Origin of the sequence: Microbacterium sp. JC 701, assembly GCF_021026215.1 — a bacterium.
GTDB lineage: Bacteria > Actinomycetota > Actinomycetes > Actinomycetales > Microbacteriaceae > Microbacterium > Microbacterium algihabitans.
On the sequence record NZ_JAJNCV010000001.1, the window covers coordinates 1,472,439 to 1,497,123 of the forward strand.

Annotated in this window: 25 protein-coding genes; 23 read left to right on the top strand and 2 right to left on the bottom strand. The window is 70.9% G+C overall.

Annotated elements, in window-relative coordinates:
- Positions 1 to 228, bottom strand: a 228-nt coding sequence (locus LPW41_RS06955) for a hypothetical protein (RefSeq protein ID WP_230704412.1), incomplete at its 3' end; no start/stop codon positions are given.
- 307 nt (positions 229 to 535) lie between these two features.
- On the opposite strand from LPW41_RS06955, the gene LPW41_RS06960 reads away from it, so the two are divergent.
- The 22 genes from LPW41_RS06960 to LPW41_RS07065 all read left to right on the top strand — a co-directional run bounded on the left by LPW41_RS06960 (position 536) and on the right by LPW41_RS07065 (position 22,622).
- Positions 536 to 685 carry a hypothetical protein gene (locus LPW41_RS06960; protein WP_230704413.1) on the top strand — a complete coding sequence of 50 codons (150 nt, stop codon included), beginning with the start codon at positions 536 to 538 and terminating at the stop codon, positions 683 to 685.
- 607 nt (positions 686 to 1,292) lie between these two features.
- Positions 1,293 to 2,342, top strand: a complete 1,050-nt coding sequence (argC, locus tag LPW41_RS06965; RefSeq protein ID WP_230704414.1) for an N-acetyl-gamma-glutamyl-phosphate reductase — start codon at positions 1,293 to 1,295, stop codon at positions 2,340 to 2,342.
- A complete protein-coding gene (gene argJ, locus LPW41_RS06970) occupies positions 2,339 to 3,496 on the top strand; it encodes a bifunctional glutamate N-acetyltransferase/amino-acid acetyltransferase ArgJ (RefSeq protein ID WP_144828205.1) in 1,158 nt (385 codons plus the stop codon). The genes argC and argJ overlap by 4 nt, the downstream gene beginning before the upstream one ends.
- Positions 3,493 to 4,395, top strand: a complete 903-nt coding sequence (argB, locus tag LPW41_RS06975; RefSeq protein ID WP_144828202.1) for an acetylglutamate kinase — start codon at positions 3,493 to 3,495, stop codon at positions 4,393 to 4,395. Before argJ ends, argB begins: the two co-directional genes overlap by 4 nt.
- The gene (locus LPW41_RS06980; RefSeq protein WP_144828198.1) at positions 4,392 to 5,636 is read left to right on the top strand and encodes an acetylornithine transaminase; all 1,245 of its coding nucleotides are present in this window, start codon (positions 4,392 to 4,394) and stop codon (positions 5,634 to 5,636) included. Before argB ends, LPW41_RS06980 begins: the two co-directional genes overlap by 4 nt.
- Entirely contained in the window at positions 5,633 to 6,556 is a 924-nt protein-coding gene (gene argF, locus LPW41_RS06985) for an ornithine carbamoyltransferase (protein ID WP_144828194.1), read from the top strand. Before LPW41_RS06980 ends, argF begins: the two co-directional genes overlap by 4 nt.
- Positions 6,535 to 7,707, top strand: coding sequence for a heparan-alpha-glucosaminide N-acetyltransferase domain-containing protein (locus LPW41_RS06990; RefSeq protein WP_144828191.1), 1,173 nt, complete (start codon positions 6,535 to 6,537; stop codon positions 7,705 to 7,707). Before argF ends, LPW41_RS06990 begins: the two co-directional genes overlap by 22 nt.
- 9 nt (positions 7,708 to 7,716) lie before the next feature.
- Positions 7,717 to 9,147 (top strand): argininosuccinate lyase, encoded by a 1,431-nt coding sequence (argH, locus tag LPW41_RS06995; protein WP_144828188.1) that lies wholly within the window; start codon positions 7,717 to 7,719, stop codon positions 9,145 to 9,147.
- Between the two features lie 51 nt (positions 9,148 to 9,198).
- On the top strand, positions 9,199 to 9,846 hold the full coding sequence (locus tag LPW41_RS07000) for a SatD family protein (RefSeq protein ID WP_144828185.1): 648 nt from the start codon (positions 9,199 to 9,201) through the stop codon (positions 9,844 to 9,846).
- Positions 9,843 to 10,607 carry a hypothetical protein gene (locus tag LPW41_RS07005; protein WP_230704416.1) on the top strand — a complete coding sequence of 255 codons (765 nt, stop codon included), beginning with the start codon at positions 9,843 to 9,845 and terminating at the stop codon, positions 10,605 to 10,607. Before LPW41_RS07000 ends, LPW41_RS07005 begins: the two co-directional genes overlap by 4 nt.
- A gap of 62 nt (positions 10,608 to 10,669) precedes the next feature.
- On the top strand, positions 10,670 to 11,620 hold the full coding sequence (locus tag LPW41_RS07010) for a DUF2510 domain-containing protein (protein ID WP_230704417.1): 951 nt from the start codon (positions 10,670 to 10,672) through the stop codon (positions 11,618 to 11,620).
- A gap of 53 nt (positions 11,621 to 11,673) precedes the next feature.
- Positions 11,674 to 12,987: a tyrosine--tRNA ligase gene (tyrS, locus tag LPW41_RS07015; protein ID WP_154095894.1), complete on the top strand. Its 1,314-nt coding sequence runs from the start codon at positions 11,674 to 11,676 to the stop codon at positions 12,985 to 12,987.
- 1 nt (position 12,988) lies between these two features.
- Complete coding sequence (locus LPW41_RS07020; protein WP_154095893.1) at positions 12,989 to 13,780, top strand: DUF4184 family protein; 792 nt, start codon at positions 12,989 to 12,991, stop codon at positions 13,778 to 13,780.
- Between the two features lie 298 nt (positions 13,781 to 14,078).
- Positions 14,079 to 14,981, top strand: coding sequence for a ParA family protein (locus LPW41_RS07025; protein WP_230704418.1), 903 nt, complete (start codon positions 14,079 to 14,081; stop codon positions 14,979 to 14,981).
- A 652-nt stretch (positions 14,982 to 15,633) separates the two neighbouring features.
- Positions 15,634 to 16,395 carry a ScpA family protein gene (locus tag LPW41_RS07030; protein ID WP_230704534.1) on the top strand — a complete coding sequence of 254 codons (762 nt, stop codon included), beginning with the start codon at positions 15,634 to 15,636 and terminating at the stop codon, positions 16,393 to 16,395.
- The gene (gene scpB, locus LPW41_RS07035) at positions 16,385 to 17,011 is read left to right on the top strand and encodes an SMC-Scp complex subunit ScpB (RefSeq protein WP_230704419.1); all 627 of its coding nucleotides are present in this window, start codon (positions 16,385 to 16,387) and stop codon (positions 17,009 to 17,011) included. The genes LPW41_RS07030 and scpB overlap by 11 nt, the downstream gene beginning before the upstream one ends.
- Positions 17,008 to 17,841 carry a pseudouridine synthase gene (locus LPW41_RS07040; RefSeq protein WP_230704420.1) on the top strand — a complete coding sequence of 278 codons (834 nt, stop codon included), beginning with the start codon at positions 17,008 to 17,010 and terminating at the stop codon, positions 17,839 to 17,841. The genes scpB and LPW41_RS07040 overlap by 4 nt, the downstream gene beginning before the upstream one ends.
- 54 nt (positions 17,842 to 17,895) lie before the next feature.
- Positions 17,896 to 19,029: a prephenate dehydrogenase gene (locus LPW41_RS07045; RefSeq protein ID WP_230704421.1), complete on the top strand. Its 1,134-nt coding sequence runs from the start codon at positions 17,896 to 17,898 to the stop codon at positions 19,027 to 19,029.
- Positions 19,022 to 19,780 carry a (d)CMP kinase gene (gene cmk, locus LPW41_RS07050; RefSeq protein ID WP_230704422.1) on the top strand — a complete coding sequence of 253 codons (759 nt, stop codon included), beginning with the start codon at positions 19,022 to 19,024 and terminating at the stop codon, positions 19,778 to 19,780. Before LPW41_RS07045 ends, cmk begins: the two co-directional genes overlap by 8 nt.
- On the top strand, positions 19,770 to 21,293 hold the full coding sequence (gene der, locus LPW41_RS07055; RefSeq protein WP_144828164.1) for a ribosome biogenesis GTPase Der: 1,524 nt from the start codon (positions 19,770 to 19,772) through the stop codon (positions 21,291 to 21,293). Before cmk ends, der begins: the two co-directional genes overlap by 11 nt.
- Positions 21,294 to 21,632: 339 nt before the next feature.
- Positions 21,633 to 22,070 (top strand): DUF805 domain-containing protein, encoded by a 438-nt coding sequence (locus LPW41_RS07060; protein WP_230704423.1) that lies wholly within the window; start codon positions 21,633 to 21,635, stop codon positions 22,068 to 22,070.
- A 105-nt stretch (positions 22,071 to 22,175) separates the two neighbouring features.
- Positions 22,176 to 22,622 (top strand): DUF805 domain-containing protein, encoded by a 447-nt coding sequence (locus LPW41_RS07065; protein ID WP_230704424.1) that lies wholly within the window; start codon positions 22,176 to 22,178, stop codon positions 22,620 to 22,622.
- Between the two features lie 275 nt (positions 22,623 to 22,897).
- On the opposite strand, the gene LPW41_RS07070 is transcribed toward LPW41_RS07065, so the two are convergent.
- Positions 22,898 to 23,311 carry a GNAT family N-acetyltransferase gene (locus LPW41_RS07070; protein ID WP_230704425.1) on the bottom strand — a complete coding sequence of 138 codons (414 nt, stop codon included), beginning with the start codon at positions 23,309 to 23,311 and terminating at the stop codon, positions 22,898 to 22,900.
- An 86-nt stretch (positions 23,312 to 23,397) separates the two neighbouring features.
- Here LPW41_RS07070 and LPW41_RS07075 point away from each other — a divergent pair, with 86 nt between their 5' ends.
- Positions 23,398 to 24,300, top strand: a complete 903-nt coding sequence (locus LPW41_RS07075; RefSeq protein WP_230704426.1) for an NUDIX hydrolase — start codon at positions 23,398 to 23,400, stop codon at positions 24,298 to 24,300.
- Positions 24,301 to 24,685 lie beyond the last annotated feature (385 nt).

Genomic DNA, 24,685 nt, shown 5'->3' on the forward strand with positions numbered 1-24,685 from the left:
CATGTCCTTGGAGTCGGTCGCGTCGTGCGAGTCCTTCGAGTCGGTCATGTCCTTGGAGTCGGTGGCGTCCCAGGAGTCCTTGGAGTCGGTCATGTCCTTCGAGTCCGTGGCATCCCACGAGTCCTTCGAGTCGGTCATGTCCTTGGAGTCGGTCGCGTCGTGTGCGTCCTTCGAGTCGGTCATGTCCTTCGAGTCCGTGGCATCCCACGAGTCCTTCGAGTCGGTCATGTCCTTGGAGTCCGTGGCATCCCAGGAGTCCTTCGAGTCCCACGAGTCCGCAGCGTCCTTGGTGTCGGTCGTTCCGTCGGTGTGTCCGTCGGTCGTGCCGTCCGTGTGTCCGTCGGTCGATCCGTCGGTCGTCCCGTCCGTGTGTCCGTCGGCCGTCCCGTCCGTGTGTCCGTCGGTAGACCCGTCGGTCCATCCGTCCGTCGATCCGTCGGTGTGCCCGTCGGTGGTGCCGTCCGTGTGCCCGTCGGTCGACCCGTCCGTCGTCCCGTCCGTGTGTCCGTCCGTCGCCCCGTCAGTGTTTCCGTCCGTGGACCCGTCGGTGTGCCCGTCGGTCGTCGGCTCGGTTGTGGTCGTGGTCGTCGTCGACTCGGCGGTGACCGCCTCACCCACGGCGGACGCGCTCAACGGCGCCCCGAACGCCGCCAAGGCGCTGAACGTGATGACCGCCGTCGTCTGAATGATCGTTCGACGAACCCGCATCGTGCGCGGGACGTGACCGTTATGAAAGTTCGTGCGAAGCACAAGAATCCCCTGGTGTCCTAGGCCCCCCTAAGCACCACGAGAATGAAAATAGGGAATCGAATGAAGGAGCTGTAAGTAGTTGACTTCACCCGTTCGAGGCGGCACACTCACCCGCTGCACTGTTCGTCGATCGACGTAGGATCGCACGCGTGCACCTCCGGGTGCGCAGAGATCTGCCCTCATCGCCGGTAAGGGGGGCAGTCGGAAGTGCCCGGCGATGAGGGCAGGTCTCACATAGTACGGTTCGCGTGTCCCCCAAACGGGGGACACGACACCATTGCGAGGCAGATTCACGGCTGCTATCACGCGGGCGACCTAGAAGTCTCGATTTGCCCCGCGCTCGCCGCGGCGGATACCCTCGCCACATGTCGTCGATCACCGCACGCACCGAGGAGCTCTCCGTGAGCACCGGTGGCGAGCGTCGACGTCGGGTCGCGCGCCGATTCTCGGCGACCTCGTAACCCGCCATCGGTTGGGCATACGGGCGTCGCCGCCCCGGTTCTTGCTGATTCCAGCACCCGTCCGACTCGTAAGGTGGATACATGACCCTCTCGGTCGCCGTTTCCGGCGCTTCCGGCTATGCAGGTGGCGAAATCCTCCGCCTCCTCGCCGACCATCCCGACGTCGAGGTCCGCACCGTCACCGCTCACGCGAACGCCGGTCAGCCCCTCCTCGCCCACCAATCGCACCTGCGCTCGCTCGCCGGACTCGAACTGCAGCCCACGACACCCGAGGTGTTGGCCGGTCATGACATCGTCTTCCTCGCGCTGCCGCACGGTCAGTCCGCGCAGTACACCGACGCTCTGGCCGATACGCCTCTCGTGATCGATGCGGGAGCCGATCACCGTCTCGTCTCCTCCGTCGATTGGGCGGCGTTCTACGGCGGGGACCACCCCGAGCCGTGGGCGTACGGAGTGCCCGAACTGCCGATCGCCGGTGGCAAGCAGCGCGAGAATCTCCGCGCCGCGAAGCGCATCGCAGCTCCCGGCTGCAACGCCTCGACGGTGTCGCTGTCGCTCGCCCCCGGCATCGCCGCCGGAGTCATCGACGGACGCGACATCGTTTCGGTGCTCGCGGTCGGTCCCAGCGGCGCCGGAAAATCCGTCAAGACCAACCTCCTCGCGAGCGAGATCCTGGGTTCGGCCAACCCATATGCCGTTGGCGGTACACACCGGCACATTCCCGAGATCCGCCAGGCGCTGATCGCTGCGGGGGCCTCGGCCGACGGCATCCGGATCTCCTTCACTCCGGTGCTGGTTCCGATGGCGCGCGGGATTCTGGCGACGTCGTCGGCCCCCCTCGTGGAGGGAATGACGGATGCCGAGATCCGCGGCGCGTGGGAGAAGGCGTACGCCGACGAGCCCTTCGTCGAGCTGCTACCCGAGGGCGTCTTCCCGCGGACGGCCGACGTGCTCGGCGCGAACGTCGCCTCGATGGGTCTCGCGATCGACCGCGCGGCGAACCGGGTCACCGTCGTCGCTGCCGTCGACAATCTCGTCAAGGGCACCGCCGGCGCCGCTCTGCAGTCCATGAACATCGCGCTGGGCCTCGCCGAGACCACCGCCCTTCCCCTGAACGGAGTCGCCCCGTGAGTGTGACCGCCCCCGCTGGATTCGAGGCGGCCGGCGTCGCCGTCGGCTTGAAGTCGACCGGTGCCCGCGACGTCGCCCTGGTCGTCAACCGCGGACCGCTCAAGGTCGGCGCCGCCGTGTTCACCTCGAACCGCGCGAAGGCCAACCCGATCCTGTGGTCGGAGCAGGTGGTGAAAGACGGCGTGATCGAGGCGGTCGTGCTCAACTCGGGCGGAGCCAACTGCTTCACGGGCTCGTTCGGCTTCCAGACCACCCACCAGACGGCCGAACGCGCCGCCGAGCTCCTCGGTGTCGGCGCCGGAGACGTCGTCGTGTGTTCGACGGGTCTCATCGGCACCGGTGACGAGGTCTTCCGCGCGAAGGTGCTCGACGGGGTGCAGCAGGGCGTCGCCGCGCTGTCGTCCGATGGCGGCGAAGACGCGTCCCTGGCCATCATGACGACCGACTCGCGTCCGAAGCGTGCGGTGCACGTCGGCGACGGCTGGTCGATCGGCGGCATGGCGAAGGGCGCCGGCATGCTGGCTCCGGGTCTGGCGACGATGCTCGTGGTGCTCACCACCGACGTGGTGCTCGATGCGGCTGGAGCGGATGCCGCTCTGCGTCGCGCCACGCGCGTGAGCTTTGACCGGCTCGACTCCGACGGCTGCATGTCGACCAACGACCAGGTGACCCTGATGGCCAGCGGCGCCAGCGGCATCCGCGTGGATGCCGAGGAGTTCGGCGACGCGCTCGCCGCGGTGTGCGACGACCTCGCCGCGCAGCTGCAGGGCGACGCCGAGGGCGCCAGTCACGACATCACGATCCGCGTCGCCAACGCCGCGACCGAAGACGATGCCGTCGAGGTGGGTCGCTCGGTCGCGCGCAACAACCTCTTCAAGGCCGCGATCTTCGGCAACGACGCCAACTGGGGGCGCGTGCTCGCCGCCATCGGCACGACGCAGGCCGCCTTCGACCCCTACGACGTCGACGTCTGGATGAACGGCGTGCGCGTGTGTACGGCCGGTGGTCCGGACCGTCCGCGCGAGGACGTCGACCTCACCCCGCGGGCCACCGACCTCGTCATCGACCTCAAGGTCGGCGACGCCACCGCAACGATCCGCACCAACGACCTCACGCACGAGTACGTCCACGAGAACAGCGCCTACTCCTCATGACTCACGTCGATCTGCAAGACACCGATCCCGCCGAAGCCAGCGAGCGGGCGGTCACGCTCGTCGAGTCGCTGCCGTGGGTGCGCAAGTACCGCGACCAGGTCGTGGTGGTGAAGTACGGCGGCAACGCGATGGTCAGCGACGAGCTGCAGGACGCCTTCGCCGCCGACATCGCCTACTTGCGGTACGTGGGCGTGAAGCCCGTGGTCGTGCACGGCGGCGGACCCCAGATCTCGTCGATGCTGAACCGCCTCGACATCCCGAGTGAGTTCCGCGGGGGCTACCGGGTGACCTCGACCGAGGCGATCGGCGTCGTGCGCATGGTGCTCACCGGGCAGATCAACCCGCAGCTCGTGGCCAAGGTCAACGCGCACGGTCCGCTGGCGACCGGGCTCAGCGGCGAAGACGCGGGCCTGTTCGGCGGTCGGCGTCGCGGTGTCGTCGTCGACGGCGTCGAGCACGACCTGGGCCGCGTCGGCGACGTCGTCACGGTCGACCCGCAGCCGGTGCTCGATCACCTGGCCGCGGGGCGCGTGCCGATCGTGTCGAGCATCGCGCCCGACCTCGACAACCCCGGGACGTCGTTGAACGTCAACGCGGATGCCGCGGCGGCGGCCCTCGCGACGGCGCTCAACGCCAAGAAGCTCGTCGTCCTGACCGACGTGCCGGGCCTGTACGCCGACTGGCCGAACCGGGACTCGCTCGTGTCGCACCTGACCTCGAGCGAGCTGCGCACGATGCTGCCGACGCTGGAGTCGGGCATGATCCCGAAGATGCAGGCGTGCCTCGACGCCGTCGACGGGGGAGTGCCGACCGCGGCCATCATCGACGGTCGCGTGCCGCACTCGGTGCTCGTCGAACTCTTCACCAACAAAGGAATCGGAACGGAGGTGGTCGCGTGAACGCGGACACGACTCAGGAACCCGCGGCGACCCGCGCCCCCTGGCAGGAAGATGCCGGACGCGACCTCGTCCGTAGCTTCGGCGACCGCATGGCTCTGTTCGTCCGCGGTGAGGGCGCCTACATCTGGGACGGCGACGGCACGAAGTACCTCGACTTCCTCGCCGGGATCGCGGTCAACGCGCTCGGGCACGCCCACCCGGTGTTCGTCGAGGCGATCACCGCGCAGGCGTCGACCCTCTCGCACGTGTCGAACTACTTCGCCACGCCCCCGCAGCTGGCGATGGCGGCGCGCCTGAAGCGTCTCGCCGGAACGGGCGAGTCGGGCCGTGTCTACTTCGGCAACTCGGGCGCCGAGGCCAACGAGGCCGCGCTCAAGCTCGCGCGCCTGCACGGTCGCGGCACCGACCGCACCCGCATCCTGACCCTCAAGGGCGGCTTCCACGGTCGCACGATGGGGGCCCTGGCCCTCACCGGCAAGCCGGCGCTGCAGGCCGACTTCCTGCCGATGGTCCCGGGCGTCGAGCACATCGATGCCACGATCGAGGCCCTCGAAGCCGCGATGGACGAGCGCGTCGCCGCCTTCCTCGTGGAGCCCATCCAGGGCGAGGCGGGCGTCGTCGAGCTGCCCGAGGGGTACCTCCAGGCGGCCCGCGAGCTCACGGCCCGCCACGGGGCGCTGCTGATCATCGACGAGATCCAGACCGGCGCGGGTCGCACCGGCGCGTGGTTCGGTTTCCAGCACGCCGGGATCGTTCCGGATGCCATCACGGTGGCCAAGGGCATCGGCGGCGGCTTCCCCATCGGTGCGCTCATCACCTTCGGCGCGGCGAGCGACCTCTTCTTCCCCGGCACCCACGGCTCGACCTTCGGCGGAAACGCCCTGGGCACGGCCGTCGGCGGCGCGGTGCTGCAGGAGATCGAGTCGGCCGGCCTCGTCGAGAACGCCGCGCGGCGCGAGACGCAGCTGCGCGAGGGGATCGCCGCCCTCGGCTCGCCCCTCGTGGCGGGCGTACGCGGGCGCGGGCTGCTGCTCGGCATCGCACTGTCGAGCCCCGTCGCCAAGGCCGTCGTGGCCGCGGCGCAGCAGCACGGCCTGATCGTCAACGCCGCCAACGACGACACCATCCGCATCGCGCCGCCGCTGACGATCGGGGATGCCGAGGTGGCCGAGTTCCTCGAGCTGTTCGGCGCCTCTCTCGCCACCGTGTCCGACGCACTGATCATTGGAGCATCCGCGTGACCCGTCACCTTCTTCGCGACGACGACCTGAGCCCGGCCGAACAGGCCGAGATCCTCGACCTCGCGATCGAGCTCAAGAAGGACCGCTGGGCGCAGAAGCCGCTCGAGGGTCCCCAGACGGTCGCCGTGATCTTCGACAAGTCGTCGACGCGCACGCGCGTCTCGTTCGCGGTCGGCATCGCAGACCTCGGCGGCTCGCCGCTGATCATCTCGACCGCCAACAGCCAGCTCGGCGGCAAGGAGACCCCCTCCGACACCGCGCGCGTGCTCGAGCGCCAGGTCGCCGCGATCGTGTGGCGCACCTACGCCCAGGCGGGTCTCGAAGAGATGGCGCGCGGGACGCGCGTGCCCGTCATCAACGCCCTGAGCGACGACTTCCACCCGTGCCAGCTGCTGGCCGACCTGCTCACGATCCGCGAGCACAAGGGTGAACTGAAGGGTCTGACCCTGTCGTTCTTCGGCGACGGCCGCAGCAACATGGCGCACTCGTACGTGCTCGCCGGGGTCACCGCGGGCATGCACGTGCGCGTCGCCGCCCCCGACGATTACGCCCCGCGCGCCGACGTGATCGCCGACGCCGAGCGGATCGCCGCCGAGACCGGCGGATCGATCACCCTCGTCAGCGACCCCGAGGCAGCGGCATCCGGAGCCGACGTCGTCGTCACCGACACCTGGGTGTCGATGGGCAAAGAAGAGGAGAAGATCGCGCGCATCCGCGACCTGGGCGGGTTCAAGGTCACGACCGAGCTCATGACTCGCGCCGACGACGACGCGATCTTCATCCACTGCCTTCCCGCCGACCGCGGGTACGAGGTCGACGCCGAAGTGATCGACGGTCCGCAGAGCGTGGTGTGGGACGAGGCCGAGAACCGTCTCCACGCCCAGAAGGCGTTGCTGGTGTGGCTTCTGCGCCAGGGCTGACCGCGCACCTCCGCCGCTCCTGGACGCGCTTCGACGGGCCGGGGCGGCTGGTCGGCGTGGACCTGGCGCGCGCGCTTGCCGTGCTGGGCATGCTGGCCGCGCACCTGCTCGACACCGACCGGGTGCTCACCTCCGACCCCTCGACGTGGATCACCCTCGTCAACGGACGCTCGTCGATCCTGTTCGCGGTGCTCGCGGGCGTGTCGGTCTCGCTCGTGACCGGCGGTCGGCGTCCGCTGACTCCCGAGCGACGCCCGCGCGCCGCCGCCCGCTTGGCGCTGCGCGGAGCGGTGCTGTGGGTCATCGGCATGATGCTGGTGTTCACCGGCGTGCCGGTCTACGTCATCCTCCCCGCGTACGCGTTGCTGTTCGTGCTGGCGCTGCCCTTCCTCGGGCTGCGCGCGCGATCGCTGTTCCTCGTCGCGGCGGGCATCGCCCTGGTCATGCCGTGGATCCAGCCGGTGCTGGATGCGGCGCCGATCTGGTCGGGGCCGGCGGGAGACGACCTGTCGGCTGCCGTGGGCTGGCACTATCCGTTCCCGGTGTGGATCGCGTTCGTGCTCGCGGGGATGGGTGTGGGCCGGCTCGACCTGCGTCAGCTGTCGGAGCAGGCCTCGCTCGTGCTCGCGGGCGGCTCGCTCATCATCGTCGGCTATGGCGGGGCGCTGCTGACCGCGCCGGTCGTGACCGATCGCTACGCGCGGACCGTGCTGACGGCGGGAGATCACTCGTCGGGGCTGTGGGAGGTCATCGGCTCAGGCGGGTTCGCCCTCGCCACGATCGGGATCTGCCTGCTGCTGTGCCGCACCCCGCTGCGGTGGGTGGCCGTGCCGCTGCGCGCCGTGGGCTCGATGCCGCTGACCGCCTACGTCGTGCAGCTGCTGGTGTGGGCATTGGTGTCGCTCGAGCTGTTCGGCGACACGTCCGAGATCGTCGGGGTGCGCGAGTCGGGTCTGTTCTTCCCCCTGACGATCGGTCTCATCATCGGGTGCACCGCGTGGGCGCTGCTGGTGGGCCGCGGGCCGCTCGAGATGTTCATCGACGCCCTCGTGCGCGTCGTGGTGGGGGCGGATGCCACGACCCCGGGCCGACCGTCGTCCGCGGCGTCCGAGGGGGCCGACGTCTCCGGCGGTGTCGGTGGCCCTCGGTAGGCTGGGGGGATGAGCAGCGAGACCGGTCAGTCGACGAACGAGGGTGCCCTGTGGGGCGCCCGTTTCTCGGGCGGGCCGTCTCCCGAGCTGGCGGCGCTGAGCCGCTCCACCCACTTCGACTGGGACCTCGCGCTCTACGACATCCAGGGTTCGCACGCCCACGCCGCCGCCCTCGAAGCCGCCGGTTACCTCACGGCCGATGAGGCCGCGGCGATGCACGACGGTCTCGACTCCCTCGCCGCTCGCGTGATGGACGGCTCGCTGGTGGCCGCCCCCGGCGACGAAGACGTGCACGGCGCCCTCGAGCGCGTGCTCATCGAGACCGTGGGTGCGGCGGTGGGCGGCAAGCTCCGTGCCGGTCGCAGCCGCAACGACCAGATCGCCACCCTCGTGCGGTTGTACCTGCTCGATCACTCGCGCACCCTCACCCGCGAACTGCTGCGTCTGATCGACGCCCTGGTCGCTCAGGCCGAAGCGCACGAGAGCGCCATCATGCCGGGGCGCACGCACCTGCAGCACGCGCAGCCCGTGCTGCTCGCGCACCACCTGCAGGCCTACGGTTGGGCCTTCGTGCGCGGCATCGAGCGCCTGCGCGACTGGTCGGTGCGCGCGTCGGTGTCGCCGTACGGCGGCGGGGCGCTCGCCGGAGCGACGCTCGGGCTCGACCCGCAGCTCGTGGCCGACCGCCTGGGTCTCGCCCGTCCGGCCGAGAACTCGCTCGACGGCACCGCCTCGCGCGACGTCGTGGCCGAGTTCGCGTTCATCACCGCGATGATCGGCGTCGACCTGTCGCGCCTGGCCGAAGACGTCATCCTCTGGAACACGCGCGAGTTCGGCTTCGTCACCCTCGACGACTCGTACTCGACCGGGTCGAGCATCATGCCGCAGAAGAAGAACCCCGACATCGCCGAGCTCGCGCGCGGCAAGGCCGGCCGCCTGATCGGCAACCTGTCGGGTCTGCTGGCGACGCTGAAGGGCCTGCCCCTCGCGTACAACCGCGATCTGCAAGAGGACAAAGAGCCGGTGTTCGATTCGGTCCGCACGCTCGAGCTCGTGCTGCCGGCGTTCTCGGGCATGATCGCGACCCTCGTCTTCCACACCGACCGCATGGCCGAGCTCGCGCCCCAGGGCTTCTCGCTCGCGACCGACGTGGCCGAGTGGCTCGTGCGCCAGGGCGTGGCCTTCCGCGACGCGCACGAGATCTCGGGCGCACTCGTGCGGGCGTGCGAGCAGCACGGCATCGGCCTCGAAGACGCCGACGACGCCCTGCTCGCCTCGGTGTCGCCGCAGCTCACGCCGCAGGTGCGCGAGGTTCTCACCATCGAGGGCTCCGTCTCGAGCCGGACCGGGGTCGGCGGCACCGCCCCCGCGCGCGTGGGCGAGCAGCGCGAAGAGCTCGTGTCGCGGGCCCAGGCGGCCGCGCGACCGATCATCGACTGAATATCAGTCTTTTGCTTATCGTTTGCGAAGAATAAGTGAGAGACTTATCTTATGACCGTCACCGTCATCGCCGACATCGTCGCCTCGCGCCGCCTGCGCGACCGCGCGGGGGCGCAGCGCACGATCGCCGAGACGGTCGACAGAGTCCAGCACGATCTGCCGGTGGCGTCGAGCCCCCTGACGGCAGTCGTCGGCGACGAGCTGCAGGGGGAGTACCCGACCCTGTCCGACGCGCTCGCCTCGCTGCTGCTCGTGCGCCTCGCCCTCCCCGATGAGATCGACTGCCGCTTCGGCATCGGCGTCGGAGAGGTGCGTCCCATCGCCCTCGCAGAGCGCATGGTTCCCGAGGGTCCTGCCTGGTGGGCGGCGCGCGAGGCGATCGAACACGTCGAACGCCTGCAGCAACGCGCCGCGCCGCACGCGCGCACGTGGATCGTGGGGGCCGAAGGGGAGGATGCGACCATGTCCGAGACCATCGCGCTGGCCGCGGCCTACGCCCTGAGCCGCGACCAGCAGGTCTCGACCATGAGCGAGCGCACCCGCCGGCTCACCTACGGCCGGTGCCTCGGCAGATCGCAGCGCGAGCTCGCCTCCGCCGAAGACGTCAGCCAGTCGGCCGTGTCGCAGGCGCTCGCCGCCGCCGGGTCGACCGCGCTGGTCGAGGGCTTCCTCGCGCTGACCGCGCGGAGGTCGGCGTGATCGCCGCGGGCCTGCTGCTGGTCGCGGTCGGCGCGGTCGATCTGCTGCGGCAGATGGTCCGCTCGCGACGATGGATCGCCTTCGCCGCGGCGGCCGTGGCGCTCGTGCTCGTCTCGGCGGCGCTCGACGCGGTCATCGCCGGTCTGCTCGCGGTGGCGGTCGCCGCGATCTGGACCTGGGTCGTGCCCGAAGACGGACCCGCGCGCGCGGGACTCTGGCCCGTCGCGTTGCTCGCGCTCGCCGCCGCGGCGTGCGTCGTGATCGCCCCCGGGCGCGCGCGACCGGGCCTGCTCGGAGCGGCCTGGGCGACGTACAGCCCCGGCAACGCCGTGTCGATCGACGTCGTCGTGCTGGTAATCGGGTGCCTGGTGTTCCTGCTCGAATCGGGCAACGCCGTGGTGCGGATCGCCCTGCGCTCCGAGATGGGCGGCCGGGTCGAGCTGAACCCGCGCCCCGTGGCATCCGGAACCGCCCCCGTCGGCGTCGACGCGGCGGCCCCCGTCGCCCCCGCGCCGGGGCTCAAGGGCGGTCGCCTGATCGGCCCCCTCGAGCGCATCCTCGTGTTCGTGCTCACCCTCACCGGCGCCTACACGCTGCTGGCCGCGGTGCTCGCGGCGAAGGGCATCGTGCGCTTCCCCGAGATCTCGCGCGATCGAGACGACGGCGACCGCGCCGAGTACTTCCTCATCGGGAGCCTCGTCAGCTGGGTCACGGCGCTGGCTGCGGCGTTCCTCGTGTGGTGGGGCGTGCGCGCCGGCTGACGAGCCCCGCACGGGGCCTCGCGGGCGCCGAGTACGGTCGACAGAGACACGGGGGAGTCGAGATGAGCAACGCACGACCGGGCTGGTACGACGCGGGCATGCCAGGGCGGGTCCGCTGGTGGGACGGAGCGCAGTGGACCGCGCACGAGGCGCCGGTCCCGGCGTCGGGTGCTCAGCCCGCGGCGCCGCCATCGACGGCGGCCCAGCCTGCGGACGCCCATCCCGTGGCGGCCCAGGTCGCGACCGCGCAGACCGCCGCGGCCCCGCAGGAGCAGGCCGTTGCGCAGCCCGGGTGGTACCCGACCCGAGCGGGAGAGCTGCGCTGGTGGGACGGGCGCGTCTGGACGGGCTCGCGTGTGCGCGACGGACGGCCGGGGATCGACTGGGCCACCATCGAGCAGCCGACGCTCCCCTGGGTGGCGGGGACGATCTTCCTCGCCCTCGCCGCGATGCAGACGGTTTCGGGCATCGCGTTCGGCGGGGTGTCGATCATGCCCGTGCTGTGGCTCGTGCTGTCGGGACTGTGGTTCGCGATGGCGATTCAGACGACCCTCGTGCGGCGCATCCCCGCTCCGACCGGCACCCCCGAGGCGCCCGCGGTCGTGCGACCGCTGCCCGGCGAGGCGGACGGGCCCGGCGCCGGGTGGTACGCGATCAGCTGCCAGGCCGGCAGGTGGTGGACCGGCACACGATGGGCCGACTACGTCACCTCGCGCTTCGGCGTGCGACCGACCTTCCACGCGGCGCAGGCGCTGCTGACGCTGCGAATCGTCGCGTTCGCGATCGCCGCTCTCGCCGTCTTCGTGCTTGTCGCGGGGATCGTGGTGCTCGCCGTCGCCGGCGGCGAGACCGTGCGGACCGCCATCGGGTGGGTCCTCGTCATCGGCGCGGTGGTGTTCGCGGGCCTAACGGCCCTGGTGCTCGCGATGGCCCGGACCCAGACCCGCCTGCTCCTGCTGCCGACCGACCCGCCCGCCGGCGTACCCACCGCAGACGGGGCCCGGCCCGCCTGACCGCCCGGGTCGCGGCATCCGGAGCCGTCCCGCCCCGCTGATACCCTGAACCGGTGTCCACCTCCACCGATGCGGCGCCGCTGAGCGCCCTCGCACCCGCCAACGACCCGACGTTCGACAACGTCTGGGACGAGCTGCTGTGGCGCGGCCTGGTCCACGTCTCGACCGACCAGGCCGAACTGCGCGAACTGCTGTCGGGGGACCCGATCGTCTATTACTGCGGGTTCGACCCGACCGCCCCGAGCCTGCACCTCGGCAACCTCGTGCAGTTGCTGCTGATGCGCCGCCTGCAGCTGGCCGGACACCGCCCGCTCGGTCTCGTCGGCGGTTCCACCGGCCTCGTCGGCGACCCGCGGCCCACGGCCGAGCGCACGCTCAACACGCGCGAGACGGTCGCCGAGTGGGTCGCGATCCTGCGCGCGCAGGTCGAGCGCTTCTTGAGCTTCGAGGGCGAGAACGCCGCGCGCATCGTCAACAACCTCGACTGGACGGCACCGCTCAGCGCGATCGACTTCCTGCGCGAGATCGGCAAGCACTTCCGCGTCGGCACCATGCTGAAGAAGGACGCGGTCAGCGCGCGCCTCAACTCCGAGGCCGGCATCAGCTACACCGAGTTCAGCTACCAGATCCTGCAGGGCCTGGACTACCTCGAGCTGCACCGCTCGTACGGCTGCGTGCTGCAGACCGGCGGCAGCGACCAGTGGGGCAACCTCACCAGCGGCACCGATCTGGTGCGCAAGGTCGAGGGCGTCTCGGTGCACGCGATCGGCACGCCGCTGATCACCAACAGCGACGGCACGAAGTTCGGCAAGAGCGAGGGCAATGCCATCTGGCTGGATGCCGAGATGTGCAGCCCGTGGACGATGTACCAGTTCTGGCTCAACACCGACGATCGCGACGTCATCGAGCGCCTGAAAGTGTTCACCTTCCTCACGCGCGCCGAGATCGAGGAGTACGCGGCGCTCGTCGACGCGGAGCCCTTCCGCCGCGCGGCGCAGAAGCGTCTCGCCCGCGAGGTGCTGACGACAGTGCACGGGGCGGAGATCACGGAAAGCGTGATCGCCGCGACCGAGGCGCTGTTCGGCCAGGGCGATCTGACCGCGCTCGACGCCGACGTGCTCCGCAGCGCCCTGAGCGAGCTGCCGCACGCGACCGTCGCGGCCGGCACGCCGGTCGCCGAGGCGCTCACCGCCACCGGCCTCTCGTCGAGCCTGAGCGACGCGCGCCGCGCGATCGCGCAGGGCGGCGTCTCGCTCGACGGCGAGAAGGTCGCGGGCGACGACACGGTCGTGCAGGGGACCCTCCCCGGCGGGGTGTCGGTGCTGCGCCGCGGCAAGAAGACGCTCGCGGGACTCTTCCTCAGCTGACATGCCGTTCACGCCGAGCCACGCCGTCGTCGCGCTTCCGTTCCTGCGCACACGGCTGGTTCCGGCGGCGATCGCGATCGGGGCGATGACCCCCGACCTGCCGCTGTTCGTGCGAGGGATGTGGCCCGACTACGGCCTGACGCACGACTTCGCCTGGCTGCCGCTCACGGTCGTCGTCGCCTTCGTGCTGCTGCTGGTGTGGCGGTGCGTGCTTCGTCCGGCGACGCGCGAGCTGCTGCCGCGACCGGTGGCGGAGCGGTTGCCGGCGCAGTGGGATGCCGGCGCCCGCGCGGCCCTGCGCGAGAGCGTCGGCGGGGGAGTCGTCGGCATCGTGTGGCTCGCGCTCTCGCTCGCGCTGGGAGTCGCCTCGCACATCGCGTGGGACCTGTTCACGCACGAAGGGCGGACGGGCGAACAGCTCGTCCCCGCCCTCGCCGACCGCTGGGGTCCCTTCTCGGTGACGAAGTGGCTGCAGTACGGGTCGGGGGTCTTCGGGCTGGCCGTGCTGGGGATCTTCGCGCTCGTGTGGCTGTCGCGGCACGCGCCCGAGCCCCTGCGGAGGGTGCTTCCGGATGCCGCCCGCTGGGCCTGGTGGCTCTCGCTCCCGGTCGCGCTGGTCGTGGCATCCGTCGTCGCACTCGGTCTGAACGGCGGGTTCGACGAGGAGTACACCACCACGCATCTCATCTACGGCGTGCTGACGAAGGTCGCCGCCGCGTGGGCTGCGCTGACGCTCGCTCTGGCGCTGTTCGTGCAGACGCGACGCGCGCGGTCGGTCGTGCGCGCGGCCTAGCGCTGCGCTGTCGGGAGGGGGCTGAGCCTGTCGAAGCCACCGGGCGGGCGCGGGGTCCGGCCCTTCGACAGGCTCAGGGACCTGGGTGGCGGAGGGGGCTGAGCCTGTCGAAGCCACCGGGAGAGCGGTGTGCGGCGGGGGCCGGTCCCTTCGACAGGCTCAGGGACCTCGTCGCGAGGCTCGGCGACCTCGGTCGGGAGGTGGCTGAGCCTGTCGAAGCCACCGGGGTGCGCGACCTCGGCGGCGCCCGCGGGTCACACGGGCGCGGCGACGGGCGGCGGCTAGACTCGGGAACGTTATGACGAAGGCGGGAGACTCGGTGTCGGCGAGCACAAAGGGCAAGAAGACGGGCGCAGACGAGGTCATCCTCGGACCCACCGGTCGCCCCTACCAGGGGTTCCCCACCCCGAAGCCGCTCGACAGTCACGGCCCCGCCCGCATCATCGCCCTCTGCAACCAGAAGGGCGGCGTCGGCAAGACGACGACCACGATCAACCTCGCGGCCTCGCTCGCAGGTTACGGCCGCCGAGTGCTGGCCATCGACTTCGACCCGCAGGGCGCGCTGTCGGCGGGCCTCGGCATTCAGACGCACGACGTGGAGACGATCTACGACCTGCTGCTCGACACGAAGCGCGATCCGCGCGAGGTGATCGTCGAGACCCGGGTCGAAGGCCTCGACATCCTCCCCGCGAACATCGACCTGTCGGCGGCCGAGGTGCACCTCGTCAACGAGGTCGCCCGCGAGACGATCCTCGCCCGCGTGCTGCGCAAGGTCGCGTCCGACTACGACGTGATCCTCATCGACTGCCAGCCCTCGCTCGGTCTGCTCACCGTCAACGCCCTCACGGCGGCGCACGGCGTGCTGATCCCGCTCGAGTGCGAGTTCTTCGCCCTGCGCGGTGTCGCGCTGCTCGTCGAGACGATCGACAAGGTGCGCGACCGCCTCAACCCCGCGATCGAGCTCGACGGCGTGCTCGCGACGATGTACGACCCCCGCACGCTGCACTCGCGCGAGGTGCTGGAGCGCGTGGTCGAGGCGTTCGGCGACGACGTTCTCGAGACGGTCATCGGTCGTACGGTGAAGTTCCCGGATGCCTCGGTCTCGGGCATGCCGATCACGGAGTTCGCGCCCGAGCACGCCGCCGCCCAGGCCTACCTGCGGTTGGCGCGGGAGCTGGTCGCCCGTGGCGCCGTCGCCTGACGACACCGCCGCCCCCTCCGGTGGCTTCGACAGGCTCAGCCCCCTCGCAACGGAGGTCCCTGAGCGTGTCGAAGGGCCCGGGACCCTCGCGCCCGGTGGCTCCGACGAGCTCAGCCACCTCGCAACGGAGGCCCCTGAGCGTGTCGAAGGGCCCGGTATCCGCGCGCCCGGTGGCTTCGACGAGCTCAGCCCTCTCGCAACGGAGGCCCCTGAGCCTGTCGAAGGGCCGGGTACCCCGCAGACCGGTGGCTTCGACAGCCTCAGCCCCCTCGCAACGGAGGTCCCTGAGCTTGTCGAAGGGCCCGGGACCCGCGCGCCCGGTGGCTCCGACAGGCTCAGCCCCCTCGCAACGGAGGTCCCTGAGCCTGTCGAAGGGTCCGGCCCCCTCGCGCCCGGTGGCTTCGACAGGCTCAGCCACCTCGCAACGGAGGTCCCTGAGCTTGTCGAAGGGTCCGGCCCCCGCGCGCCCGGTGGCTCCGACAAGCTCAGCCACCTCGCAACGGAGGCCCCTGAGCTTGTCGAAGGGTCCGGCCCCCTCGCGCCCGGTGGCTCCGACAAGCTCAGCCCCCTCGCAAGCGATCCCCCGGCGACCGGTGGCTCCGACGAGCTCAGCCGCCTCGCGGACGACGCCCCCGCCGGGTTCCGCGTCTCGCTGCCCGATTTCGACGGGCCGTTCGACCTGCTGCTGACCCTCATCTCGCGCGCCGAGCTCGACGTGACCGAGGTGTCGCTCAGCCGCGTGACCGACGAGTTCATCTCGTACCTGCGCGCCATGGGACCCGACGGCGACCTCGACGAGGCGTCGGAGTTCCTGGTGGTGGCCGCGACCCTGCTCGACATGAAGATCGCGGGTCTGCTGCCGCAGGGCGAGTTGGTGGATGCCGAGTCGGTGGCGCTGCTCGAAGCGCGCGACCTGCTCTTCGCGCGTCTGCTGCAGTACCGGGCCTTCAAGGAGGTCTCGGCGTGGTTCGCGCGCTGCCTGCAGCGCGAAGACAAGCGGCACACGCGCAACGTGCGGCTCGACGAGAAGTACCGCAGTGCGGTGCCGGAGCTGAAGTGGACGCTCAGCGCCGACGATTTCGCCGCGCTCGCGGTGGTCGCCTTCGCCCCGAAGGAGATCCCGACGGTGGGCCTCGACCACCTGCACGCGCCCCTGATCAGCATCCGCGAACAGGCCGCGATCGTGGTGACGCTGCTGCGCTCGGCGGGCACGCTGAACTTCCGCGACCTCGTCGCCGGCGTCACCGAGACGGGGGTCGTCGTCGCGCGGTTCCTCGCGATCCTCGAGCTGTACCGCCACGCCGCCCTGTCGTTCGAGCAGCTCGAACCGCTCGGCGAACTGACACTCCGTTGGACCGCCGAGAGGTGGTCGGAAGAGAACCTCGCCGCCCTGGGAGCCGACTATGACCGATGACACCGTGATCGACACCGCCCCCGCGCAGGCCCCGATCCCCGCACAGCGCCCGAGCGACACGGCATCCGTCGCCCGTCGCCTCGAGGCGATCCTGCTGATCCTCGACGAACCGCAGAGCCTCGTGAGCCTCTCCGCCGCCGTCGGTGCGCCCGTGCCGGCCGTTCGACAGGCCGTCGAGGCGCTCGTGGCCGACTACGACGGTCGGACCGGCGGACCGGTCCGCGGTTTCGAGCTGCGCGAAGTCGGCGGCGGGTGGCGCCTCTACGTGCGCGAGGAGTACGACGACGTGGTGGGGGAGTTCGTCAACACCCAGGCGCCCTCGCGGCTGTCGCAGGCAGCGCTCGAAACGCTCGCCGTGATCGCCTACAAGCAGCCCGTGACCCGGGGGCAGGTGGCGTCGATCCGCGCGGTCAACGTCGACTCGGTCGTCCGCACCCTGCTTGCCCGCGGCTTGATCACCGAGGTGTTCACCGACCCCGACACGGGCGCGATCCACTACGGAACCACCGACCAGCTGCTGGTCAACCTCGGCATCAACTCGCTCGACGAGCTGCCGCACATCTCGCCGTTGCTCGACGACGGCTCAGACGGATTCGACGGAGAGGTACTGAAATGAGCGACGCTTCAGACGCACTGAGCGAGGGCGCGCCGACCGACGGCACGGCGACCGAGGGCGCGGGTTCCGCGAGCGATGACGGCATCCGCCTGCAGAAGGTGCTGGCCAACCGCGGAGTGGCCTCGCGCCGCGTCGCCGAGCAGATGATCGTCGAGGGCCGTGTGCGCGTGAACGGCCTCGTCGTCACCGAGCTCGGTCGCCGCATCCACCCCGAGACCGACCTGGTCGACGTCGACGGCACGGCCATTCAGCTCGACGAGTCGAAGCGCTACGTCATCCTCAACAAGCCCACCGGGGTGGTCAGCTCGATGAACGACGACCGCGGCCGCCCCGACCTGCGTCAGTTCACGCAGGAGTGGGACGAGCGGCTCTACAACGTCGGGCGACTGGATGCCGACACGAGCGGCCTGCTCGTGCTGACCAACGACGGCGACCTCGCGCACGTCCTCGCGCACCCCTCGTTCGGGGTCACGAAGGTGTACATCGCCAAGGTCGAGGGGCAGGTGCTCCCGCAGACCATCCAGCGCCTGATCCGGGGCGTCGATCTCGAAGACGGACGCATCGCGGCCGACAAGGCGCGCCTGCTCGACGCCTCGCGGGGCGAGAGCCTGGTCGAGCTGACCCTGCACTCGGGCAAGAACCGCATCGTGCGGCGCATGCTCGCCGAGGTCGGTCACCCGGTGATCGAGCTCGTGCGTCGGCAGTTCGGGCCGCTGCACCTGGGAACTCTCCCGGTGGGGAAGGCGCGCGAATTGACTACAGTAGAACGCGGTGCCCTTCTCACGCTGTCGCGTACGTCCGACAGCGCTCCGGCCGATCCGGCCGAGTGAGTCTCGCGGGCGCCCGCGGCGCGTGAGGCGTCGCCCAGGGCAGCAGGAGACCCGATGAGCGAACCGAACGGAACGTCCGCGCGCGCGGCCGGGCCTTTGGCGACCCGCACGAGCGGCACCGTCCGCATCGTCGGCTCGGGTCTGCTCGGTGCCAGCATCGGCCACGCGCTGACCGCCCGCGGTGTCGACGTCGTGCTCGTCGACGCGTCTCCCTCGCAGCTGCGCCTCGCGATCGACTACGGCGCCGGTCGCGCCGAGCGCCCCGACGACGAGCCCTCGCTGATCGTGGTGGCCGTGCCGCCCGACGTGACGGCCGACGTCGTGCAGCGCGAACTCGAATCGCATCCGGATGCCGTGGTCACCGACGTCGCGAGCGTGAAGCTCGAACCGCTGCGCACCCTTCGCGAACGAGGGGTCGATCTCACGCACTACATCGGCTCGCACCCCATGGCCGGGCGCGAGCGCGGGGGAGCCATCTCGGCCCGCGCCGACATCTTCGTCGGCCGCCCGTGGGTCGTCTGCCGCGACTGCGAGACCTCGGCCTACGACCTCGCGCTCGTCGAAGGCCTCGCCCTCGACCTCGGGGCGACGCTCCTCGAGATGACGCCCGAAGAGCACGACGAGTCCGTCGCGCTCATGTCGCACGTGCCGCAGCTGGTGGCGAGCCTTCTCGCCGGTCGCTTCGTCACGGCCCCCGACGGATCGCTCCGTCTCGCGGGCCAGGGCGTGCGCGACACCACGCGCATCGCGGCATCCGCCCCCGAACTCTGGGTGCAGATCCTCGGAGCGAACGCGGCCCCCGTGGTCGCCGTGCTCGACGAGCTCGCGTCCGACCTCACCGAGGTGGCCGCAGCGCTGCGCGACCCCGACGCCCCCGGCGCCCGTCGCGCGGTGGCCGACACCATCCGCCGCGGCAACGAGGGCGTCGAGCGCCTGCCCGGCAAGCACGGCCAGAACCGCCGCTTCGATACTTTCGTCGTCATGATCGACGACACTTCCGGCCAGCTGGGACGCCTGTTCGGCGAACTCGGCGATCTCGACGTGAACGTCGAAGACCTGCGTCTCGAGCACTCACCGGGGGCTCCCTTCGGTCTGGCCGAGATCAGCGTCGTCCCCGACGCCGTCCGCCGAGCCGTCGACGGGCTCGAGCAGCGCGGATGGCGGATTGCGAGCACCACCCATGACTGATCCGACCCCCGCCCTCTTCCGCCCCGGCCTCGCCGCGCCGGGCTTCGCGGCGCCCGCCGAGGGGTCGGCATCCGCCCCCGTCATCGTCGCGATCGACGGTCCCGCCGGCAGCGGTAAGTCGAGCGTCTCGAAGGCGACGGCGGCCCGCCTCGGCTACGGATTCCTCGACACCGGCGCCGCCTACCGCGCCCTCGCCTGGCACGCCCTCGAGCACGGGGTCGACACCTCCGACGCCACCGCGGTGCTCGAGGTGTTCGGCGACTTCGACTACGCGATCTCGCTCGACACCACCGACCGCTGGGTGCGCGTCGGCGGCGTCGACGTGACGACCGCGATCCGCGAACCGCGCGTGACCGACGCCGTCAGCGGGGTCGCGCGCGTGGGCGCCGTGCGTCAGGCCGTGAACCAGCTGTTCCGCCGGCTCGTCGCATCCGCCGCTCTTCGGGGTGTCGTCGTCGAGGGCCGCGACATCACCACGGTGGTCTTTCCCGACGCCCCCGTGCGCATTCTGCTGACGGCCGCCCCCGAGGTGCGCGCCGCGCGCCGCAGCGCCGAGCTCACCGACCAGGACGCCGCCAAGGTGGCCGCTGCGCTGCACAAGCGCGACGCCGCCGATTCCACGGTCGTCGACTTCCTCACCGCCGCCCCCGGCGTCGAGGTCGTCGATTCGACCCACCTCGATTTCGAACAGACCGTCGACGCCGTGTTGAACGTCGTCGACTCCACGATGGGAGCCCGCGATGGGCGTTGAAGACGAGTACGAAGGCGGGCCCGACCAGCTCGCCGAAAAGATGGAGAACCTCGACGAGGTGCTCGCCGAACAGCGGGCCGAAGCGCTGCGCGCGGGCCTGGCCGACTTCGACCTCGATGAGGACGACGCCGAGCTGCTCGCGGGCCTGGCCTCGGGTGACGGAGAGATCGAGTTCCTGCCGGCGCTGCCGGTGGTTGCGATCGTCGGTCGCCCGAACGTCGGCAAGTCGGCGCTGGTGAACCGCATCCTGGGCCGGCGCGAGGCCGTCGTCGAGGACACCCCCGGTGTCACCCGCGACCGCGTGACCTACAAGGCCGAGTGGCTCGACCGCCGCTTCTCGCTGGTCGACACCGGCGGGTGGGAGCCCGACGCGAAGGGCATCGACCGCTCGGTGGCCGCACAGGCCGAGGTGGCGATCGACCTCGCCGACATCGTGCTGTTCGTGGTGGATGCCACGGTGGGGGCGACCTCGACCGACGAGCACGTCGTGAAGCTGCTGCGCAAGAGCGGCAAGCCGGTGTTCCTCATCGCCAACAAGGTCGACGACGCGCGCCAGGAGCCCGAGGCCACGGCCCTGTGGAACCTCGGACTCGGCGAGCCGCACCCCGTCTCGGCGATTCACGGTCGCGGTGTCGCCGACCTGCTCGACGAGATCATGAAGGTGCTGCCCGAGGTCTCGGCCGTCGCCAAGTACGAGATCGGCGGCCCCCGCCGCGTCGCGATCCTCGGACGCCCGAACGTCGGCAAGTCGTCGCTGCTGAACAAGGCCGCCGGTGAAGAGCGCGTCGTCGTCAACGAGCTCGCGGGCACCACCCGCGACCCGGTCGACGAGGTCGTGGAGCTCGGGGGCAAGCTCTGGACGCTCGTCGACACCGCCGGTATCCGTCGCCGCGTGCACCTGTCGCAGGGCGCCGACTTCTACGCGTCGCTGCGCACCTCGACCGCGCTGGAGAAGTCGGAGGTCGCCGTCGTCGTGCTCGACGTGTCGCAGCCGATCAGCGTGCAGGACCTCAACATCATCGACCTCGTGCTCGAGTCGGGTCGCGCGCTCGTGCTGGCGTTCAACAAGTGGGATCGCCTAAGCGACGACGACATGGAGAACCAGGACCGTCGCCGTTACCTCGAGCGTGAGATCGAGCAAGACCTCGCGCACGTCGCGTGGGCCCCGCGCGTGAACATCTCGGCCCGCACGGGTCGCCACCTCGACAAGCTCGTGCCCGCCCTCGAGCAGGCACTCGAGTCGTGGGACACCCGCATTCCGACCGGAAAGTTCAACGCCTTCCTGTCGGAGCTCGTCGCCGAGCACCCGCACCCGCTGCGCGGAGGCAAGCAGCCGCGCATCCTGTTCGGTACGCAGGCGGCCACGCGTCCGCCGACATTCGTGCTGTTCACGACCGGGTTCCTCGACCCGGGCTACCGCCGGTTCATCCAGCGGCGCCTGCGCGAGATCTACGGCTTCGAGGGCACCCCGATCGTGCTCAACATGCGCATCCGCGAGAAGCGCCAGCGCTGAGTCACGCGTCGCGAGCGCCCCGTCCCCGTCGTGGGGCGGGGCGCTTTCGCGTGCGGAGGGATGCGGGTCCCGCCGTCGTGACCCCGCGTGCGGGCGGGTCTGCGGGCCGGGACTTCTCGCGAGACTGCATCTCGCTGACAAGCCGGGCGCAGCCTGACACCGGTTCGTCAGCGAGATGCAGTCTCGGGTGCGCACCGGGCCGTGGAGCCGGCGCGCGCCGGGCCGTGGAGCCAGCGCGCCGCACCGGCGCAAGCGGGCCCGCACCCGACCGGGTGGTCGATACAGTGCTCTCGCGACGGCGCCGCCGTGGCATCCGCCCTCTTCTTGCCGGGAGACCACATGACCACCGTCGCGCCGCCGCTCGACCAGCCGTACTACGGCGCTCCGTTGGGCGCCGCGATCCGCCGCGTCTTCGCGAAGTACGCGACCTTCCGCGGTCGCGCGAGCCGCAGCGAGTACTGGTGGTGGGTGCTGACCGCCGCCGTCGTGGGCACGGTGCTGAACGCGCTGCCCACGCTGACCGACGGCATCCGCGTCGAAGCCGACGGCTTGATGACCGTCACCGGTCCGCTCGGAGTGATCCTCGGGTTGATCTGGCTGGTGTGGGCCCTCGCGACGATCGTGCCGACGCTGGCGGTGCTCGTGCGGCGCCTGCATGACACGGATCGCAGCGGATTCTGGATCTTCATCGGGCTGATCCCGCTGATCGGACCGGTGATCCTGCTCGTCTTCACGGTGCAGGCATCGCGCCCCGGGGGAGCACGTTTCGACCGCTGACCGGCGCAAGGTGCCCTCGCGCGACCGACCGAGTCGATAGGGTTCACTCGCGCCGGTGCCCTCATCGGCGTGCATTGCACTCGCCATCGTGTCAGGGGGACACACATGACCACTGCTTCTTCCGCCGTTCCGCTCAGCCAGCCGTACTACGGCGCGCCGATCGGAGCCGCCGTCCAGCGCTTCTTCAAGAAGTACGCCACCTTCACCGGGCGGGCCAGCCGCAGCGAGTTCTGGTGGTGGATCCTCGCCAACGCCGTGATCTCGTTCGTGCTCAGCATGCTCGCGCTGATCACGGGCGGTGGCGGCGGCGTCGACGCCGCGGGCAACCCGGTGCCGCCGAGCGGCCTCGGCCTCGTGTTCCTGATCGTGCTGTTCCTCTGGGGCCTCGCGACGATCGTGCCGCACCTCGCCCTGATCGCGCGCCGCCTGCACGACAGCAACCGCAGCGCGTTGTGGATGCTCATCGCCTTCGTTCCGTTCGTCGGCGGGATCATCCTGCTGGTGTTCGAGCTCATGCCGTCCGACCCGCAGGGCGCGCGTTTCGACGCCTGAGCCCGTCGAGCGAACGCCCCGTCTCCCGCGTGGAGTCGGGGCGTTCGTCATTGGGGAGGGGGCGGATGCCGTGGCGGCGGGCTGTCGCGGGGTCGCGGCGCCCGGGGTGTCGAGGGTGCGGCCTTTGGTGGCCGGGCTGTCGCGGGTGCGGGGTTCGGTGGCCGGGGGTCGCCGAGACTGCATCTCGCTGACGAAACCGTCGCAGGTTGTCGCGGGTTCGTCAGCGAGATGCAGTCTCGCGCGTCCTGTGCGGCCGCACCGGGGCCCCGGCAGGCTCAGGCCGGAGCCGCGGGGCGCACCAGCGCGGTTCGGTCGGGCTCGGCGAAACCGAACTGACGATAGAGGCCGTGGGCGTCGCTCGTGAACAGCGTCCAGCGGAAGTGCGGGCCAGGACCCTCGTCGATCATGCGCGAGACGATCGCCTTGCCGAGGCCGTGTCCGCGGTGTTCCGCGACCACGAAGACGTCGGCGAGGTAGGCGAAGCCCACTCCGTCGGAGATCGCGCGTGCGAAGCCCACGAGCCGACCGCTCTCGCGGTGGTAGGCGGCGACCACGCGCCATGCGCTGTCGAGCTGCGCCTCGACGTCGGCCCGCGTGCGCCAGCGGCCCCAGTAGGCCTCGGTGCTCAGCCACGTCCACACCGCGTCGCGGTCGATGCGTTCGGGGTCGTCGTCGAGGTCGTAGTCCACGCCTCCAGTGTCGCGGCGGCGGCGTTCGAGGCGCGATGTGACGCGCGGCGGAGCTGCGGCGCGGCGGGTGTGCCAGGCTGGAGGGGATGACGATCCAGCCTCCCGCCCCGGGCGAACCGCGGCGTCCGCACGGGCCCCGTGACCCCGGCGATGCGTGGGTCGTCGCGGCCACCGGCGAGAAGTACTGGGGCCGCTTCGGCGCTGCGGGTCTGATGGCCCTCGATCCCGTCCGCGGCGTGCTGCTGCAGCACCGCGTGTCGTGGAGTCACTTCGGCGACACCTGGGCGCTGCCCGGCGGTGCCCGTCACGAGGGCGAGTCCGCCCGTGACGGGGCGCTGCGCGAGTCGGGTGAAGAGGCGGGAGTTCCGGCAGATGCCGTGAGCCCGCGCTTCGAGAGCGTGCTCGACCTCGGCATCTGGTCGTATTCCACGCTGGTCGCCGACGTCACGACGCCGTTCGAACCGGTGATCAGCGACCCCGAGAGCGTCGCGCTCGAGTGGGTTCCGGTCGATCAGGTCGACGATCTGCCGTTGCATCCGGGCTTCGCGGACTCGTGGCCGGCTCTGCGCGCGGCCCTCGCCTCGCGACCTGCGATCGTCGTCGACGTCGCGAACGTGATGGGCGCGGTACCCGACGGCTGGTGGAAAGACCGCGCCGGCGCCGCCACCCGCATCGTCACCAAGGTCTCGCGACTCGCCGAGCGGGGAGTGGATGCCGAGGCACTCGGGCTTTCCGCGACGCGCTGGTTTCCGTCGGTCACGGCCGTGCTCGAGGGCCAGGCCCGGTCGGCGGAGCCTGTCGCACCCCCGATTGATGTGCGGCACGCGCCGGGCGAGGGCGACGACGAGATCGTGGCCGTTGTTCGCGAGCTGGTGGCTTTGCACCGACCGGTCGTCGTCGTGACGAGCGACCGAGAGCTCGCGACGCGCGTCGAGGAGCTCGGCGCGGTCGTCCACGGCGCGCGCTGGTTGCTGGAGCAGCTCGACTGACCCGCGCGCGGGTCGGGAGGTGGCTGCCCTTCGACAGGCTCAGGGACCTGGGTTACTGCTCGGGTTGGTGAGGTGGCTGAGCTTGTGGAATCCTCCGGCCCTTCGACAGGCTCAGGGACCTGGGTTACTGCGGGCAGGTGGGGAGGTGGCTGAGTTTGTCGAAGCCTCCGGTCCCTTCGACGGGCTCAGGGACCTGGGTTACTGCGGGCAGGTGGGGAGGTGGCTGAGCTTGTCGAAGCCTCCGGTCCCTTCGACGGGCTCAGGGACCTCGGTTACCGCGGGTTGGTGAGGTGGCTGAGCTTGTCGAAGCCTCCGGCCCTTCGACAGGCTCAGGGACCTGGGTTACTGCGGGCAGGTGGGGAGGTGGCTGAGCTTGTCGAAGCCT